Genomic DNA, 15,662 nt, shown 5'->3' with positions numbered 1-15,662 from the left:
GCATGCCGCAACGGCGCTCAGGATGGCGCAGCCTGGTCTGCGCGGCGGGTCTCTGGGCCGCCGGCGCGGCCGCCCCGGCGCAGGCGCAGTCCCAGCAGATGTCCGGCTCGCTGGAATCCGGGCTGCAGAGCCTGGCGCAGGCCCTGCTGGCCGGGCTGCCGGCGGCGCAGCGTCCGGCCCTGTCGGTCATGCCCTTCCCGGGTGCCGACCAGTCCTGCCCCGTCCTGTCGGTCTTCGTCGTGGACGAGCTCACCACGACGATGATCGGCGCCGTGCAGCCGCGGCCGCGCCTCGTCGAGCGGCAGCAGCTCGAGACCATCGTCGCGCAGAACCGGCTGAACGAGTTCATGACCGACCCGGAGCAGCGCCGCCGCGTCGGCGGGCTCCTCGGCATCGGCGCGCTGGTGGTCGGGACCTATGCCGTCATCGGCGACCGGGTGCGGGTGAATGCGCGGCTCGTCGAAATCGATACGGGTGAGACGGTGGCGGCGGCGGCCGTGTCCATCCCGCGGACGGGGGAGCTGACGGAGCTGCTGCGGCAGGATTCCCGGCGCGGTCCCAACTGCCTCTCCGAGGCCGTCGGCCGAGCGCCGGCGAGCGCAGCGGCCCTGGGCGCGGGCGCCTCCGCGGCGCCGCGACCGGCCCTGTCCCCGGGCGAGCCCTGCGAGGAGCAGGAAAGCCTGCGCGCCTGCGTCCGCAGCCTGCGGCGGAACGGGCAGGAGGTGCAGCTTTTATTAGAAATAGAGAATATTACTGAATCCGCCGTCGCCCTAGCCGCCGTTGGACCGGCACCATCACTTCTTGATAACGACGGCGGGGTTTACGCCGCGAAGCAGGTCACGGGCGTACCGGTGTGCGGGCGGACACTAGAAAGCGTTTTGATGCATCCAAACAACCAACATGGCTGCCTGATCTCCAGCGGCTATTTGCCGAGGGCCACATTCCGACCGCTCCCGCCGGGGGCTCGCGCCATTCTTTCGATGCAGTTGAAGTCGGACGACGCTTCGAAGGGCGACACGTTCACGCTGTCGGCCGCACTGGCCGTGCTCAGCCGCCTGCCAACAGGCATGTCGGCGCAGGAAGCCGAGCGTCAGCAGGCACGGCTGATCCTGCTCACCCTGCCCGAGTTGCGGCCTCGCCTATGAGACATAGACCGCCTCCCGCCTCTGCCGCTGCAGCGCCGCCGACCGTTGGTCAGCTCGAGACGGCGTCGTTCTCCGTCGCCTTGAGGCCCGGAGCGCCACTGTCCCCCGCGACCTGCGGGGGCGGCTTGGCCGGTCTGCCGGGCGGGGCGCGGTCGCGGTCCGCCGCGACCTCCCAGCCCTCGTCCTGCAACTCGGCCAGCAACACGTCATGCATGTCGGTTCCGTGCTCGGCCGCGACATGGTCGGTCGCGTCCAGCAGCACCGTCCCGGCATCGTCGGTGCGCATCACGCGGCGGTCGCCCGCCTTCTCGAGGATGGTTTCGCGCATGGCGGCGCAACGCAGCGGCAACGCCAGGGTTCGCCGCCTGCCTCCGAACCGGTTGCAGGGCGCTGTCGGGCGAGCGGCGAATGGGGGCCCCTCCCGGCATGTCCCGGCACCGCAGCCCGTGACCAACCGTGCCAATTCGCGGCCCCTGCCCCATGGGTCATCCGGGACGACGGCCTCGACCACCGCCTGAAGAGAATCGCGATCCTGCAACGATGCCGGCCTCCGCCTCGCCGGCCGCGCCTCAGAAATCCGCCTTGACGCCGGCCCGCTTGATCAGGCTCGCCCATTTCGCCTGCTCCCGCGCCAGCAGGGCATCGCCCTCTTCCGGGCTGTTCAGCACGATGTCGAAGCCGAGATCGGCGAAGCGCGGCTGCAGCTCCGGCGCGCGGCCGGCCTCGGCCAGCGCCTCGTGCAGGCGCCGCACCGGCAGGTCCGGTGTCGCCTTCGGCGAGACCAGCATGGCCCAGCTATAGATGTCGTATTCGGCAAGCCGCTTGTCGCTCTCCGCCATGGTCGGGACCTGCGGGTAGCCTGGCAGCCGGTGCTGCACCGCCGAGGCCAGCAGCCGCACCGCGCCGGACTGGATATGCGGCGCCGCGGCGGGCAGGTCGGCGAAGACCATCTGCACCTGGCCGGCCAGCAGGTCGGCGATCGCCGGGCCGCTGCCGCGATAGGCGATGTGCACGAGGTCGGTGCCCGTCAACAGCCCATAGATCGCCCCGCCAAGATGCAGCGGCGTGCCGCTGCCGGCCGAGCCGTAGTTCAGCTTGCCCGGATTCTCCGCGACCCAGCGATGGAAGCCCGCGAGATCCTTGGGCGGCGCATCGGCGCGGACGATCAGCACATAGGGCACGGTGCCGAGCAGCGAGACGACGCGGAGCGAGGCGGCGCTGTCGAAGGGCGGCGGGTCGAGGGTGAGCGGCGCCATCATGAAGCTGATGCTGCCCATCAGCACCGTCTGCCCATCCGGCCGCGCCTGGATGACGCTCCGCGTTCCGATGGTCGAGCCGGCGCCGGCGCGGTTCTCCACCACCACCGGCTGGCCGAGGCGCTGCGACATCCTCGGCGCGACCAGCCGGGCGGCGATGTCCGGCGTGCCACCCGGGGCGAAGGGGACGACCATGGTAACGGGGCGCTCGGGCCAGGCCTGCGCCTGGGCGGGCGTGGACAGCAGGGCCGGGGCGGCGAGCAGGGTGCGGCGGCGCATGGCGAATCCTCCGTGACGTTCGGTGGCCGCACCATGCATGTCCGGGCGTTTCCGCACCATGTGCGCCCCGGCGCCTCCGCGCCAGGTTCAACCGGGCGCGGCCACTCCAGCCGCGCCCTGCCCAGGTCAGCGCCCGCGGGTTTAGCGCCCGCGGGTTTAGCGCCCGCGGGTCAGGAAGGCCGGGGCGTTGTCGCGGAAGTCGCCGCTGCGGAAAGCCTCGCGGTCGCGCCGGCTGCCTTCCTGCGGGCGGCGGCGGGTGGCGTCGCCGCCCGGCGTTTGCCCCTGGCCCTGCGGCGCGGCCTTCGGCTGCTGCGGCCGGGCGGACTGGCCCTGCGGCGGCCGATGCCCCTCGCCCTGCGGGCGCCCGCCCTGGCCCTGCCGCTGCCCGCCATGCGCGCCGGGCTGGCCGCGGCCATTGCCATGGCCCCTGCCCTGCCCGCGCCCGCCGGTCTTCGCGCCCTGCGCGCCCTGCCGCTGCAGCAGGCCGGGCTTGGCGAGCGAGCGCGTCTTGTCCTCGCGCATGTCCTCGGCCGGGATGACCTGGCGGATCAGCTTCTCGACCGCCCAGAGCTTCTCCAGGTCGTCGGCCGCGACCAGCGCCACCGCCTCGCCCGAGGCGCCCGCGCGGGCGGTGCGGCCGATGCGGTGGACATAGGTCTCCGGCACCTCCGGCAGGTCGTACTGCACGACATGCGTGACGCCATCCACATCGATGCCGCGGGCCGCGATGTCGGTGGCGACCAGGATCGGCGCCGTGCCGTCCTTGAAGGCGGCGAGCGCACGCTCACGCTGCCCCTGGCTCTTGTTGCCGTGGATGGCGTTCGCCGAGAGGCCGTCCTGGTCGAGCTGCTTCACCACCCGGTCGGCGCCGTGCTTGGTGCGGCTGAAGACCAGCGCGCGGCCCACGCCCTCCCCGCGCAGGAGATCGGCCAGGATGCGGCGCTTGTTCCCCTGCTCGAGGTGGATGACGCGCTGCGCCACGCGCTCGGCCGTCGTCGCCACCGGCGCGACCTCGACCCGCGCGGGGTCGTTCAGCAGTTCGGCGGCCAGGCGGCCGATCTCCTGCGGCATGGTGGCCGAGAAGAACAGCGTCTGGCGCTGGCTGGGCAGCGCCTTCACCAGGCGGCGGATCGCGGGCAGGAAGCCCTTGTCCAGCATCTGGTCGGCCTCATCCAGCACCAGCACCTCCACGCGGTCGAGCCGCGCGGTGCCCTGGTCCAGGTGGTCCTGCAGCCGGCCCGGCGTGGCGACGAGGATGTCGACGCCCTGGCTCAGCGCCCGGCGCTGCGGCCCGTGCGGCACGCCGCCGAAGACCACCGCGACCGAGAGGCCAAGATGCGCGCCATAGGTCCGGATGCTGTCGGCGATCTGCGAGGACAGCTCCCGCGTGGGCGACAGGATGAGGGCGCGGCAGCCGCCGCGCGGCGGCCGGCCGCCCTTGGCGTTCAGGCGGTGCAGGATGGGCAGCGAGAAGGCCGCGGTCTTGCCGGTGCCGGTCTGGGCGATGCCGAGCAGGTCCCGCCCCTCGAGCACCGTGGGGATGGCCTTGGCCTGGATGGGGGTGGGCGTGGTGTAGCCGGCCTCGTCGAGCGCGCGCAGCAGGGGCGCGGCGAGGCCGAGTTCGTTGAACTGGGTCAAGGTAGCGGTACTTCCGGTCGTGCGGCGCCGGACGCGGCCCGAGTCTCGGGACGGCGCGCCGCGGGTTTCAGGTGGAGACCCCGCGTGGCTGGGCCGGTCCGGTGGGAATTCGTCGCGTGCGCCGGCAGTTCGGCTTTCTCCGCGGGGGCTTTCCGCCGCATCCGCGGGCCGCTCACGCGGCCGGGCACCGCTGGCACGTCGAGGCGCCAGCGGTTGCTATATGCGCCTTCGCAGGTGCGAAAGCAAGGGACGCCGGCGGGGGCCGCGCCTCGGCGCCGAGGACCGCAGGGCCGCTGGACGCCTCGAGGCCCCTTATTCGTCGCGCAGGCAGGCGGCCAGGCCGCCGCGCTCGAAGACCGCGGCGCGGCAGGTCGTTGCCTGCGGGTAGTAGGGGCCCATGCTGGCGGCACAGGCGGCGATGCTGGCCGGATCGGCGCCGGCGGCGCAGTTCTGCACGGATTGCGGGAAGCCGTCGCCCAGCATGTTCCGCAGGATCAGCAGGTGGCGCGCCAGGGGCTGCTCGGTCGAGAAGGGCAGCCAGGTCGCCCCTGCCGCCGCCAGCGCCGCCTCCGTCGGCCGGTCGCCGGGATAGCTGACCACATAGGTGTAGCGCCCCTCCGCATCCAGCCTGGTGTCGAGATCGGCGGCGCAGCCAAGGATCTCCTGCCCGTCCACCTCATCCACCACGACCGGCCAGGGCCGGCGATAGACATTGCTGCAGAGCGACCAGTAGCGGAGCTGCGTCGCCGAGGGGTTCCAGGGCAGCGCCTGCCTGCCCGGCGGGAAGCTGGGTGCCTGGCCGCGGACCAGCACCAGCCGGCCCGGCGCCGGCTGCACCAGGGCGCCGACATACTTGTTGTCCACATTGGGGAAGAGCCCGCCGGTAGCGCTCTCGGTCGGACGGAAGAAGGTCAGCGAGGGCGGGCAGGCCGCGCCGCCGGGGCGGCCGCAGGGCTGGCTGCCGGCCGAGAGTTGCGCCGGCGCCTCCCCCGCCGGCAGCGCCCGCACCCGGCGTTGCCAGCCCGGCGGCAGGGCGGCGGCATCTGGCGCCGCGCCGCCGCAGCGCGGCAGAGTCACCGTGTGGCCATCGGCATAGTCGAGCGTGATCTCCGGCAGCGGCACCGCGCCGAAGCCGCCCTGCGGCAGGTAGGCCCGCAGGATGAGGAAGCCCACATCCTCGGGGATCGGACCGCTGGCCGGGGCCGGCGTGCAGGCGGCGGGATCGTAGAACGGGATTCGGTTCGCCGTGCCGGCTGCCCCGGGCGCGAGGGTCACGGTATAGCCGCCGCCCGCCGCTGCCTGCTGCTGGAAGGGATTGGTGCTGCCCGGATCGGGCGCGATGCGGAAATCCGCCAGGCCCGAAGCCACCCCGCCGCAGCTATAGGAAGCCCCGCCATTGGTATAGACGTTGAGCGAGAAATACCGCGTCTCCGGATAGGTGCCGCGAACGGTGATCGACCGCAGATCGGAGGTGACCTGGAAGGGCGTGGTCCAATAGGCGGCACTGCTGTCGGGGAAGGCTATATTGGCCGTCGTCGCGGTCGTCTCCACCCACCAGGCGCAATAGGGGAAGCCCGGCACCTGCGCCGCCGCCGGTGAAAGTTGCAGCCCGGCGGCGAGGAGGCCGGCGGCGAGGAGGTGACGGGTCTTGCGCGCCATCGTGACGTTCCCCTTCGCCGGGAGGTCCGAAGCCGGCGCGGCGCCAGTCTAGCCACGGCGTCCCTTTCGCTGCCGCCACGTAGATGCAGGACTCCGTTACGGGACGATTCAACCGGGCGGCGCGGCCTCCGCTCGACCGATGGTCCGTGCCGCCCTCCCCGCGCGCCCTACTTCGCCGCCGCCACGAAGGCGAAGTTCTCGTAAGAGTTCTCCGCGATCCGGAACCACTGGAACTGCTCGTCCCGGAAGGCCTTGTAGCTCGTCCACATCCGCCGGAAGCGCGGGTTCTGCGCCGCCGTCTCCTCGTACAGCTCGCCCGAGGCGCGCCAGGCCGCCTGCAGGATCTCCCGCGGCCAGGCCCTCAGCGTGGCGCCGCTCGCCACCAGCCGGCGCAGCGCCTTCGGGTTCTCCGTGTCGTAGCGCGCGCTCATCTCCATCGTCGCCTCGCCGCAGGCGACCTCGAGCGCATGCCGGTAGTGGTCGGGCAGGCTCTCCCAGGCCCGCTGGTTCGCCATGAAGACCCCGCGGGAGGATCCCTCCCAGAAGCCCGGGGCGTAGTAGTACTTGGCGATGCGCGCGAAGCCGAGCTTCTCGTCGTCATAGGGCCCGATCCACTCCGCCGCGTCGATCGTCCCGCGCTCGAGGCTCGGGTAGATGTCCGGCCCCGCGATCTGGGTCGGCGCGGCGCCGAGCTTTGCGAAGAGGTGCCCGGCGAAGCCGGAGATGCGGAACTTCAGGCCGCTCAAGTCCTCGAGGCTGCGGATCTCCTTCCTGAACCAGCCGCCCATCTGCGTACCGGTATCGCCGAAGGGGATGCCGATGACGTTGTAGTCGCGGTAGAGCTCGGCCGCGAGTTCGTTGCCGCCGCCATGGCGCAGCCAGGCGCTCATCTGGCGCATGTTCATCCCGAAGGGGATGGCGGTGAAGGCGGCGAAGGTCGGGTCCTTGCCGACGTAGTAGAGGCTCGCGGTCTGGCCGCATTCGACCGTCGCGCTCTGCAGCCCGTCCAGCACCTGCAGGGCGGGGACGATCTCCCCGGCCGCGAAGCAGCGGATCTGGAAGCGGTTGTCGGTCATCTGCGCGACGCGCTTCGCCAGGTATTCCGAGCCGCCATAGAGGATGTCGAGGTTCTTGGGGAAGCTGCTGGCCAGCCGCCAGCGGATCTCGGGGTTCTGGGTCTGCGCGAGGGCGGGCATGGCGAGGCCCGCCGGGGCTGCCGCGAGGGCGGCGCCCAGGATGCCGCGACGTTGCATGACGTTCGCTCCCTGTCCTGTTGGCCGCCGCTCTTCGGGCGGCGGGCGGGAGCATGCGCGGCCGGCACTTCGCGGTGCAAACATTTTCCGTGACACGCGGCGCAGCCTGCCGACTCGGGCCGGTCCAGGCCCGGCTCCGGGCCTGGTGGGGGGCCCGGGGGGGCAAGGCCCCCCGGATCCCAGGTCTCCGCCGCGCGCTACGCCGCCAGCGTGCCCATCCGCTTCGCCTGGTGCGTGGCGATCGCGTCCATCAGCGGCGGCGACAGGCAGTCATAGGGCTCGAGCCCGATCTGCTTCAGCCGCGCGCGGATCGCCGGCATGCGGTCGGGCTTCACCCCGCTCTCGATGACGGAGGAGACGAAGGCGGCGAATTCCGGCGCCGCCGCGCCGTGCTCGGCGAAGAGCTCCGGATGGATGAAATCGAGGCCGTAGAAGGGATGTGCCTGGTTCTCGATGCGGCCGAACAGGTGCACGCCGCAGCTTCGGCAGGCATGCCGCTGGATGGCGGCGGCGGGGTCGACCACCTCCAGCTTCTCGGCATGCGCCGTCACGCGCAGCTTGTCCCGCGGCACCACGGCGACGACGGAAAAGACGGCGCCTTCCGGCTTCCAGCACTTGGTGCAGCCGCAGGCATGGTTGTGGGCGACGTTGCTTTCGACCTGCACCTTCACCTGGTCGCGCTCGCAGAGGCAGGTCAGGGTGCCGCCGGCGAAGCCGGGCGCGCCGGCGCGGATGCCGTGGTCGATCAGCGGATGCAGGTGGAGTTCGCCATTCTCGGGCATTTTGCGTGTCCTCCCCGCGGCGGCGGCACGCCGCCGCGGGCGGCAGCGTGGCATGGCCGGGCGCGGGCGGCGCGCGCCTCCCGCCAAGTTCACAAGCGAGAGCGGCAGTCTGCCCGTGCGGGTCGAAGCGATAGCGCCGTTGCGCTACCGCCGCAGGAAGCCCGGCTCCACCTCCTCCTCCCAGAAGCGCTCCTCCACCGCATCGACGCGCGCGAGGCGCGGGCCCCGGCGCACCAGGGTCAGCAGCGCCTCCACCGCCGGCTCGGGGCCGGCGATCACCGCCTCGACCGTGCCGTCGGCGCGGTTGCGCACCCAGCCAGCGAGGCCGAGGCGCCCGGCCTCCCGCGCCATCCAGTCGCGGTAGCCGACGCCCTGCACCCGGCCGCTGATCAGCAGGTGGCGCGCCCTCATGACGCCGCCGCGCGGGCGAGGTCGAGCAGGCGGCCGGCCATCGCCACCTCGGCGGCGATGCGCTTGCGGCGCGCCGCGGCCTCGGCGTCGAGGCCCCAGAACTCCTCCTGGAAGGTCTCGTCGAGGATGGCGAGGCGATGCGCCTCCGCCGCGTCCAGCCGCCCCTCCACGACCGCGAGGCCGAGGACGAGGCTGCCATAGCCCGGCACCAGCACGCCCATGGCGGTGAGTTCGAGCGGCGAGCGGGCGGCGACTGCACGGTGCAGCGCCGCGATCGCGGCCGGGTCCTGCGCGATGGGCATCAGGCCGGTGGTGACGCGGAGCGGCGCATCGTGCTGCAGCGCCGCCCAGTCGAGCAGCGGCTGCCACTCCGCCGCCTGGATGGCGGCGAGGCGCCGGTCCTCGGCGCGGTAGCAGAGCAGGTCGGTCTCGGCATAGCGGGCCAGCCCCTCCACGGTCGGGGCGGGGTCGGGCGCGATACGCTCCTGCGCCGTGCCGGCGAGGCGCGTGAGGGGGATGTCGGCAGGCGACATCTCGCCGCCCCTCTCCCCGCCGGCGGCGGACCATTCGGCGGCGATCGCCTCGGCGAGGGCGGGGGTCTCGATCAGCAGCGGGGTGCCGCCCGGCAGGCGGACGGGCCGGCCATCCAGCAGCACGCGGAAGCCGCCCGGCTCGGCAGTGGCGGCGGCGGTGTCCCAGAAGCGCTTCATGCAGTGTTCCCGAGGGCAGAAGGGGCCGGCAACCGGCCAGCCCCGACAAGGTGGGACCTGGCGAGCGGCACTTGTAGCAGAGGGCGCGCGATGCGTGGGCGGCAGGTTCCGCATGCCACCCCATGGCCTGGCCCGGCCGCGGCGGACGCGCCACGAACCCGGGCCGGGCGCCGGCGGCGCGGGGCTCGCGCCCGCCTCCGTCGCGTCTACCGACCAGGGCCGGAGGTGCCGGCGGGTGCCTGCGACCGGAGGCTAGCGCCCCCGCAGCAGCCCGCGCAGCAGGTCCTGCGCGGCGCCCGGCAGCTCCCGCTGCAGGTCGTGCGGCAGGCTCTGCGAGCGCTCCGCGGGTGCTGCCTGCGGCGCCGGCGCGGCGCTCGCCGGCACCGGCCCCGCCCGCCCGCCGCGCGCCGCCGCCAGGGCCGGGCCGCAATCCGGGATCGGCGCGTCGCGCTCCGGCCGCGCCTGGCCGAGCGCGCCCAGCAACTCGCCGGCGACCCCGCCGCGATCGCGCAGCACCTCCTCGGCCAGCGCGCCGGCGGCGGCACGGCCAAGCGCTTGGCGATAGTCCGGCCGCGGCTCGGCGAAGGTCCCGGTCAGCGCGACCGGCGCGCGGATGCGAAGCTGGTTCACGCCCGGCACCGGGATCCGCAGGTCGAGGTTGAGGCGCATCGACAGCGTCTCGTCCCGCAGGCTGGCGGTGCCGCCGCCGCCGACCTTGCCGAGCGTGCCATCCAGCAGCAGCGTCTCGCTATGGGCGATCCCGCCCTCGACCCGCCAGCGGGTGGCGGCGCAGGCGATGCCGATCCGCCCCTCCGCCGCGCCGCCGAGCTGGGGCATCGCCTGCCGCAGCTCGCCGAGCGCCCGGCCGAGCAGGCTGCCCGAGCCGCTCTCCACTTGGCCATTGGTCAGCGCCAGGCCGAGATGGCCGGTCGCCGTCGCCGCCACCGCCCGGAGGTCCCGCCCCTGCCCCCGCAGGTCGAGATCGACCTCGGCCCGCCCGGCGGTGCCGCCCGGCGCGTGCAGCGCCGCCAGCAGCGGCGCCAGTTCGAGCCCGTCCGACCGCACCGCGACCTGCAGCGTGGGCGGGGCGGTGGTGACATCGCCCGCGGCGCGGATCGCCACCCGCCCGCCGGGCAGGGTGAGGTCGAGCGGGTCGAGGCGGCCGCGCCCGTCCTCGATGACGGCATGGCCCGCGACGTCCCGCAGCACCGTGCCGCCGCTGTGCAGCTCCGCGACCGAGACCTGCAGGTCGCTGTCGGTCAGCCGCAGCAGCTCGAGCGGCAGCGGCATGTCGGGGATCACCCTTCCGTCCTTCTTCGCCGGCGCGGTCGGCGCGGCCGGCGCGGCCTGCGGCGCCGGCGGGGGAAGCAGCGCGTCGAGTTCGAGCCGCTTCGAGGCCAGCGCTCCGACCGCCCCCAGCCGCATGCCCCGCACCAGGGTCAGGTCGCCCGCCACGTCGCCGGCCGAGGAGGTGACCTGGATCTGCTTCAGGAAGGCGCCGCCGGAGAAGCGGTAGCCACCCCGCTCGCTCAGCCGCGCCCGCGCTTGGAGGTCCCGCGCCGGCGGCAGCGGCCGCCCGGCGAGCGGTGTCAGCGCCGCGAGGTCCGGCAGCGCCGCGGCGAGGGCGAGGTCCACGCCGGTCATGCGGTCGGGGTCGGCGATCGTCCCCTTCACCGTCGCGGTCCCGCCACCGAGGCCGAGCGTCAGGTCGAGAGGCAGCGGCGCCGCCAGCCCCTGTGGCGGCATGGGGGAACGGGTGGTGCCCGTGAGCCGCAGCGGCACGCCCTTGAGGCTCCCCTCCCCGTCCAGTGCCAGCGGTGCATCCGCCGCCGGCAGCGCGGCGTGGAAGCGCGCGAGCGCCAGGCCGGGCAGCAGGGGGTCGAGCGGCGAGGCACCGATCGCGAGGTCGAGCGCCGTCAGCGCCGGCTGCCCCGGCCCGGCCGCGGCGAGGCCGACGCGCGCCCGAACGCCCTGCAGCGGCGGGATGGGAAGGTCCGGCAGCAGCGGGACCAGGGTGCGGGTATCCGGCACATCGGCCGTCAGGGTCGCCTGCCAGTCCCGCCGCTCCGCTGGGCGGGCGAGCGTCGCCTCCACCCCGAAACGGGCGCCGGCGGCTTCCACGGTGCCGCGGATCGGCCAGGGCCGGTCGGGCGCGGCGCCGGTCAGGCCAGCGAGCGGGCCGGTCTCCAGCGCCAGCGTGATCGGCACCCCCTCCAGCGCCAGCCGCCCCTCAGCATGCACCATGCCCTCCGGCCCATCGGAGGTGGCTTCCAGATGCGGCACCTCCAGCAGGCGGCTCGCGCCGCTGGCCCCGTCGCGCCAGGTGAGCCGCCCCTGCTCCACCGTGATGCGGCCGAAGCCGATGGCAGGCGGCGCGCCGGTGGATTCGGGCTGCGGTGCCGCCGGGGCCTGGGCGGGCGGCGCCGCGGGAGCCGGTGGCGACCCGAAGACCCAGTTCGGCCGGCCCTGCGCATCCGTCTCCAGCAGGATATCGGGCGCAACCAGGCGCAGCCGCCGCACCTCCACGTGGCGGGACAGCAGCGGCAGCAGAGCGAGTTCCAGCTCCGCCCGCTTCACCACCGCCATCTGCGGCCGGCTGCCGCCGGGCATGTTGGCGAAGGCGACATCCTCCACCGTCACGGTCGGCACCAGGGAGGGCTTCAGGCCGATCGGCCCGGCGAGCACCAGGTCGCGCCCCGTCCGCTCCTTCACCAGCGCCTGGATGCGCGGCTTCCAGGCATTCAGGTCGAGCCTCGCCAGCGCCACCCCCGCCGTCAGCAGCGTGAGCAGGACGAGGCCGCCGACCACCCAGGGCCAGCGGCGACGGCGGCGACGGGGGGCGGGCGGCTCGGGCAGCGGCTCGGGGAAGGCGGTCTCGCGCGGCATGGGTCCCCTCGATCGCCCTCGCCCTGTCCGGCCAGGGCGAGGGCGGGTCATGTCATTGTTTGCAGGATGGTGTGGCGGCCCGGGCCGTTCCGCCCCGCCCGATCCACCCCATCCGATTCTCCGGCGCGCAGGGTCGCGCCCGCGGGCCTGTCCGCCCCGCGGCCATCCGCCTCAGGGCTGCCGCCGGAGCGCAAACCTCGGGAGGCTTGCGCTCCCGGACAAGGCTCAGGGCGCTTCCGGGCGCGTCGACGCGCGCGCCGGACGGATCAGCGCTTCGGCGCAGTGGCGAGGCGCCGCGGCTTCAGGGTCTTCGGCGCCTCGAAGCCGAAATAGGCGAAAGTCTCCCGCATATGCGGCGGCAGCGGCGCCGCGGCCTCCAGCACCCCGCCATCGGGATGCGGCAGCAGCAGGGCCCGGGCATGCAGGTGGAGCAGGTTGGGCAGCCCCTCCAGATGCGCGGCGGCGCCGCCATACTTGCCGTCACCGACGATCGGGCTGCCGAGACCCTCCGCGCAATGCACGCGAAGCTGGTGGGTGCGGCCGGTGAGCGGCTTCAGCTCCAGCCAGGCGACCCGGCGCTTGGCGGCGTCCAGGGTGCGGAAATCGGTGATGGCCCGCGCCCCGGCCTCCGGGTCCTCGACCGCCTCCACCCGCTCCCCCCGCGCGCCGGCGAGCTTGGCGAGCGGCAGGTCGATCCGCCCCTCGGCGATCTGCGGCTGCGGCGTGACGACCGCCCAGTAGGTCTTCTCCACGTCCCGCCCGCGGAAGGCCTTGGCGAGGAAGGCGGCCGCCTGCGCCGTGCGCGCCAGGACCAGCACGCCTGACGTGTCGCGGTCGAGCCGATGGACCAGGCGCGGCCGCTCCTCGGCCTCGAATTGCAGGGCGTCCAGCATGCCGTCGAGGTGGCGGGCGATGTTGGGGCCGCCCTGCACCGGCAGGCCATGCGGCTTGTCCAGCACCAGCACGCTCGCGTCCCGGTGGATCACCATGCGCTCCAGCGCGCGGGCATCCTCCTCCGAAACCGGGCGGCGGCCGGGCTCGGGCTTCGGGCCTTCCGGCAGCGGCGGGATGCGCACTTCCTGCCCGGCGGCGAGGCGGGTATTCGCCTCCGCCCGCTTGCCGTCCACGCGGATCTGGCCGGTGCGCAGCATCTTCTGCAGCGCGCCCTGGGCGAGTTGGGGGTAATGGCGGCGGAACCAGCGGTCGAGCCTGGTATCGGCCTCCCCGGGGGCGACGGTGCGGTGGGCGATGGTCATGGTGGGTGCGGCTTACCACCTCGGCGCGGCCGGGGCACCTGCGCAGGCCGCGCCCGGGACCATGCAGCATGGCGCCGGGCGCAGGCGGTCGGCAGGGCGCCGGTGGTCACGAGGCCGTGCGCGGCGGGCGCCGGACCAGGAACCATCGGCGCCGTCAAGCGTCACGGCGGGCCATGACGAAAATGGCAAGGCTGGCCGCGGGAGCGGCCCTTCTGGTCCTCGGGCTCGGCGGTCCGGACCTGACCCCGAACCAGGCCGCAGCGGCCGAGCGCGGGCACACGGCGCAGCAGCAGCGCCAGGCGCAGAACGTACGGCCGCAGCGCGGCAAGGCAAGCTATTACGGCCGCGAATTCTACGGCAAGCGCATGGCGAACGGCGCCCGCTTCAACCCGAACGGCGAGAACGCGGCGCACAAGACGCTGCCGCTGGGCACGACCGCCAAGGTGACGAATCTGGAGAACGGCAAGACGGCCGAAGTGAAGGTCGAGGATCGCGGCCCCTATGTCGGCGGGCGGGTGATCGATGTCAGCCCGAAGACGGCGAACCAGCTCGACATGAAGAAGGATGGCACGGCGCCGGTGGTGGTAGAGCCGATCCGGGTGCCGGAGACGGACGAGCGGGTGGCGACGCGGTAGAACCCGCTGCGAGGCTTGCAGGGGCTCTGCCCGTTGAACGCCTTCGGCGTTCAACCCCCACCGGGGGGTCGAGCGCCCCCCCCCCCGGACCCCGGCCCGGGTTCAGCGGGCCTTGACCGGCCGCGTGCCGTGGCTGTCCTGCGGGACACCCTTGCCGAGCGACATGTGGCTGTGCACGCCGACCCAGCGCCCGTCCGGCTGCCGCGCCAGCACGATGGTGGCCCGGCCCGGCCGCGGAAAGGGCGTGCCGTCCGGGTGGAAGCCGGTGCTGGTCCAGGGCGTCACCGCCACCGCCATGGCGCCGTCGGGCGAGGCCAGGACCAGCGTGTTGTCGAGGTCAAAGGCGAAATCGGCGGTGCGCGGCCAGACATTGTCCCACTGCGTGTCGGTCCAGCGCTGCCGGCTGCGGACCAGCTCCTGGTAGGTGCCGAAGATGACGATGTCGTCGTGCCAGAAGGGATAGGCGCCGGCATAGTCGACCTCGCGCACCTTCGCCGAGAAGTCGGCCAGCCAGGCCTTGATGGCGGCGGTCGTGGCGGCATCGGCCTCGGGTAGGGGGAGATTGGTCATGGCGCGCGGTCCCTGGTGGTCCGCGCCATGCCGGCGCAGCTTCGCGTGCGGGTCAAGGCCCGGCCGCGGGCGCTCCCCTGCCCTGGTGCCGCGCGGTGCGCGGCGGCCCGCTACACCCGCTCGCTCACCGCGATCGCCACCTTGCAGCCCGCCTTGATCGCTGCGCTCAGCGCCCGGTAGGCCGGCGCCTGCTCGGCCTCGTGCTCGAGGCCGATGTCGCGGTGTTCCAGCTCCTCCGCCCGGAAGCGCTGGATGTGCCCCTTCAGCTCCGCCTCGTCCTCGCCGAGCGCCGCCTCCTGCGCCTGGTAGTGCTCGTCGATCGCCTCCTCCACCGCCACCGTGCAGGCCATGGCGGCGCGGTGGCCGAGCAGCGCCGTCGCCGCGCCGAGCGCGAAGCCCGCGACGTGCCAGAGCGGCAGCAGCGCCGTCGGCCGCACGCGGCGCTTGGGGATCAGCCGGGAGAAGGTGTCGAGATGCACCTGCTCCTGCGCCTGCATGTGGCGGATCAGCCCCTCCCACTTCGTGCCGCGCAGGACCGCGAGCTGGCCCTGGTAGATGCGCTTGGCACCGTATTCGCCGGCATGGTCCACGCGGATCACGCGCTCGACGATCTGGCGGGGGGTGGGATCGCCGGACAGGCGGCCCTCTCCGGTCATGCGGGTCATGCTTTCGCTCCTTTGCGGAGCAAGATGAGGCCGAGCGCCGAAAGGCCAAGCGCGTAGAGAAGGTTCATCGCCGCCATGGAGACCGGCAGGCCCTCGATCAGATAGGCCGGCGCGTCGCAGGGCTTGGAGGGACGGGTCGACATGGCGCGCAGCATGTCCTCGACGCTGCCGCCCGGCGCCGCGCGCGGCGCCTGGCAGCCGGCGAGCGGCGAGGGCCACCAGCCCTGCTCCACCCCGACATGAAAGGCCGCGACGGCGCCGGAGGCGAGCACGGCGAGGATGGCGAGCATCCCCAGCACCCGCCGCCCGCGCGGCCAGGCCGCCGCGGCCAGGGCGAGCGCCGCTGCCGCCCAGTAGGGCCAGCGCTGCCACAGGCAGAGCTCGCAGGGGGCAAGGCCGAAGAGGTCCTCCGAAGCGCGGGCGAAGATCGGCGCGAGGGCGGCGAGCGCCGCGAGCAGCAGCATCGGTATCATCCCCTGGCTTCTCTCCCGCCCGCCCCGCGCACGCAACCCGCCCG

General features: G+C 73.9%; 15 protein-coding genes. 2 read left to right on the top strand and 13 right to left on the bottom strand.

The window, feature by feature from the left end; all coding sequences use genetic code 11:
- The first annotated feature begins 2 nt into the window (after positions 1–2).
- Positions 3–1,145, top strand: a complete 1,143-nt coding sequence (locus tag Q7A36_RS14405) for a FlgO family outer membrane protein (protein ID WP_305104409.1) — start codon at positions 3–5, stop codon at positions 1,143–1,145.
- A 49-nt stretch (positions 1,146–1,194) separates the two neighbouring features.
- Here the strand turns inward: Q7A36_RS14405 and Q7A36_RS14400 are convergent, their stop codons facing one another.
- The 10 genes from Q7A36_RS14400 to Q7A36_RS14355 all read right to left on the bottom strand — a co-directional run bounded on the left by Q7A36_RS14400 (position 1,195) and on the right by Q7A36_RS14355 (position 13,275).
- The gene (locus tag Q7A36_RS14400; protein WP_305104408.1) at positions 1,195–1,473 is read right to left on the bottom strand and encodes a hypothetical protein; all 279 of its coding nucleotides are present in this window, start codon (positions 1,471–1,473) and stop codon (positions 1,195–1,197) included.
- A 241-nt stretch (positions 1,474–1,714) separates the two neighbouring features.
- Positions 1,715–2,680, bottom strand: a complete 966-nt coding sequence (locus Q7A36_RS14395; protein ID WP_305104407.1) for a Bug family tripartite tricarboxylate transporter substrate binding protein — start codon at positions 2,678–2,680, stop codon at positions 1,715–1,717.
- A gap of 156 nt (positions 2,681–2,836) precedes the next feature.
- On the bottom strand, positions 2,837–4,318 hold the full coding sequence (locus Q7A36_RS14390; RefSeq protein ID WP_305104406.1) for a DEAD/DEAH box helicase: 1,482 nt from the start codon (positions 4,316–4,318) through the stop codon (positions 2,837–2,839).
- A 312-nt stretch (positions 4,319–4,630) separates the two neighbouring features.
- Positions 4,631–5,977 carry a hypothetical protein gene (locus tag Q7A36_RS14385; protein ID WP_305104405.1) on the bottom strand — a complete coding sequence of 449 codons (1,347 nt, stop codon included), beginning with the start codon at positions 5,975–5,977 and terminating at the stop codon, positions 4,631–4,633.
- A gap of 167 nt (positions 5,978–6,144) precedes the next feature.
- A complete protein-coding gene (locus Q7A36_RS14380; protein WP_305104404.1) occupies positions 6,145–7,230 on the bottom strand; it encodes a TRAP transporter substrate-binding protein in 1,086 nt (361 codons plus the stop codon).
- Between the two features lie 197 nt (positions 7,231–7,427).
- Positions 7,428–8,012 (bottom strand): S-(hydroxymethyl)glutathione synthase, encoded by a 585-nt coding sequence (gene gfa, locus Q7A36_RS14375; RefSeq protein ID WP_305104403.1) that lies wholly within the window; start codon positions 8,010–8,012, stop codon positions 7,428–7,430.
- A gap of 144 nt (positions 8,013–8,156) precedes the next feature.
- On the bottom strand, positions 8,157–8,423 hold the full coding sequence (locus Q7A36_RS14370; protein ID WP_305104402.1) for an acylphosphatase: 267 nt from the start codon (positions 8,421–8,423) through the stop codon (positions 8,157–8,159).
- Positions 8,420–9,133: an ATP12 family chaperone protein gene (locus Q7A36_RS14365; protein WP_305104401.1), complete on the bottom strand. Its 714-nt coding sequence runs from the start codon at positions 9,131–9,133 to the stop codon at positions 8,420–8,422. Before Q7A36_RS14365 ends, Q7A36_RS14370 begins: the two co-directional genes overlap by 4 nt.
- A 252-nt stretch (positions 9,134–9,385) precedes the next feature.
- The gene (locus Q7A36_RS14360; protein WP_305104400.1) at positions 9,386–12,019 is read right to left on the bottom strand and encodes an AsmA family protein; all 2,634 of its coding nucleotides are present in this window, start codon (positions 12,017–12,019) and stop codon (positions 9,386–9,388) included.
- Between the two features lie 266 nt (positions 12,020–12,285).
- Positions 12,286–13,275, bottom strand: coding sequence for an RluA family pseudouridine synthase (locus Q7A36_RS14355; protein ID WP_305104399.1), 990 nt, complete (start codon positions 13,273–13,275; stop codon positions 12,286–12,288).
- Positions 13,276–13,457: 182 nt separating this feature from the next.
- On the opposite strand from Q7A36_RS14355, the gene Q7A36_RS14350 reads away from it, so the two are divergent.
- Positions 13,458–13,910 carry a septal ring lytic transglycosylase RlpA family protein gene (locus Q7A36_RS14350; RefSeq protein ID WP_305104398.1) on the top strand — a complete coding sequence of 151 codons (453 nt, stop codon included), beginning with the start codon at positions 13,458–13,460 and terminating at the stop codon, positions 13,908–13,910.
- Positions 13,911–14,012: 102 nt separating this feature from the next.
- On the opposite strand, the gene Q7A36_RS14345 is transcribed toward Q7A36_RS14350, so the two are convergent.
- The 3 genes from Q7A36_RS14345 to Q7A36_RS14335 form a co-directional block, all read right to left on the bottom strand.
- Positions 14,013–14,480, bottom strand: coding sequence for a YybH family protein (locus Q7A36_RS14345; protein ID WP_305104397.1), 468 nt, complete (start codon positions 14,478–14,480; stop codon positions 14,013–14,015).
- A gap of 110 nt (positions 14,481–14,590) precedes the next feature.
- Positions 14,591–15,145 (bottom strand): demethoxyubiquinone hydroxylase family protein, encoded by a 555-nt coding sequence (locus Q7A36_RS14340; RefSeq protein WP_305104396.1) that lies wholly within the window; start codon positions 15,143–15,145, stop codon positions 14,591–14,593.
- A complete protein-coding gene (locus Q7A36_RS14335) occupies positions 15,142–15,609 on the bottom strand; it encodes a disulfide bond formation protein B (protein ID WP_305104395.1) in 468 nt (155 codons plus the stop codon). Before Q7A36_RS14335 ends, Q7A36_RS14340 begins: the two co-directional genes overlap by 4 nt.
- Between the last annotated feature and the right edge of the window lie 53 nt (positions 15,610–15,662).

Origin of the sequence: Paracraurococcus lichenis (assembly GCF_030657435.1) — a bacterium.
Taxonomy (GTDB): domain Bacteria; phylum Pseudomonadota; class Alphaproteobacteria; order Acetobacterales; family Acetobacteraceae; genus Paracraurococcus; species Paracraurococcus lichenis.
Note: the sequence above shows the minus strand (reverse complement) of the source record. Positions and strands in the feature narration are given on the sequence as shown.

Bases quoted from the DNA above. Each gene is read 5' to 3' on its own strand.
- Q7A36_RS14345 (WP_305104397.1), bottom strand. From the start codon at position 14,480: ATGACCAATCTCCCCCTACCCGAGGCCGATGCCGCCACGACCGCCGCC.
- Q7A36_RS14355 (WP_305104399.1), bottom strand. From the start codon at position 13,275: ATGACCATCGCCCACCGCACCGTCGCCCCCGGGGAGGCCGATACCAGG.
- Q7A36_RS14400 (WP_305104408.1), bottom strand. From the start codon at position 1,473: ATGCGCGAAACCATCCTCGAGAAGGCGGGCGACCGCCGCGTGATGCGC.
- Q7A36_RS14350 (WP_305104398.1), top strand. From the start codon at position 13,458: ATGGCAAGGCTGGCCGCGGGAGCGGCCCTTCTGGTCCTCGGGCTCGGC.
- Q7A36_RS14405 (WP_305104409.1), top strand. From the start codon at position 3: ATGCCGCAACGGCGCTCAGGATGGCGCAGCCTGGTCTGCGCGGCGGGT.
- Q7A36_RS14335 (WP_305104395.1), bottom strand. From the start codon at position 15,609: ATGCTGCTGCTCGCGGCGCTCGCCGCCCTCGCGCCGATCTTCGCCCGC.
- Q7A36_RS14380 (WP_305104404.1), bottom strand. From the start codon at position 7,230: ATGCAACGTCGCGGCATCCTGGGCGCCGCCCTCGCGGCAGCCCCGGCG.
- Q7A36_RS14370 (WP_305104402.1), bottom strand. From the start codon at position 8,423: ATGAGGGCGCGCCACCTGCTGATCAGCGGCCGGGTGCAGGGCGTCGGC.
- Q7A36_RS14385 (WP_305104405.1), bottom strand. From the start codon at position 5,977: ATGGCGCGCAAGACCCGTCACCTCCTCGCCGCCGGCCTCCTCGCCGCC.
- Q7A36_RS14365 (WP_305104401.1), bottom strand. From the start codon at position 9,133: ATGAAGCGCTTCTGGGACACCGCCGCCGCCACTGCCGAGCCGGGCGGC.
- Q7A36_RS14360 (WP_305104400.1), bottom strand. From the start codon at position 12,019: ATGCCGCGCGAGACCGCCTTCCCCGAGCCGCTGCCCGAGCCGCCCGCC.
- Q7A36_RS14340 (WP_305104396.1), bottom strand. From the start codon at position 15,145: ATGACCCGCATGACCGGAGAGGGCCGCCTGTCCGGCGATCCCACCCCC.
- gfa (WP_305104403.1), bottom strand. From the start codon at position 8,012: ATGCCCGAGAATGGCGAACTCCACCTGCATCCGCTGATCGACCACGGC.
- Q7A36_RS14395 (WP_305104407.1), bottom strand. From the start codon at position 2,680: ATGCGCCGCCGCACCCTGCTCGCCGCCCCGGCCCTGCTGTCCACGCCC.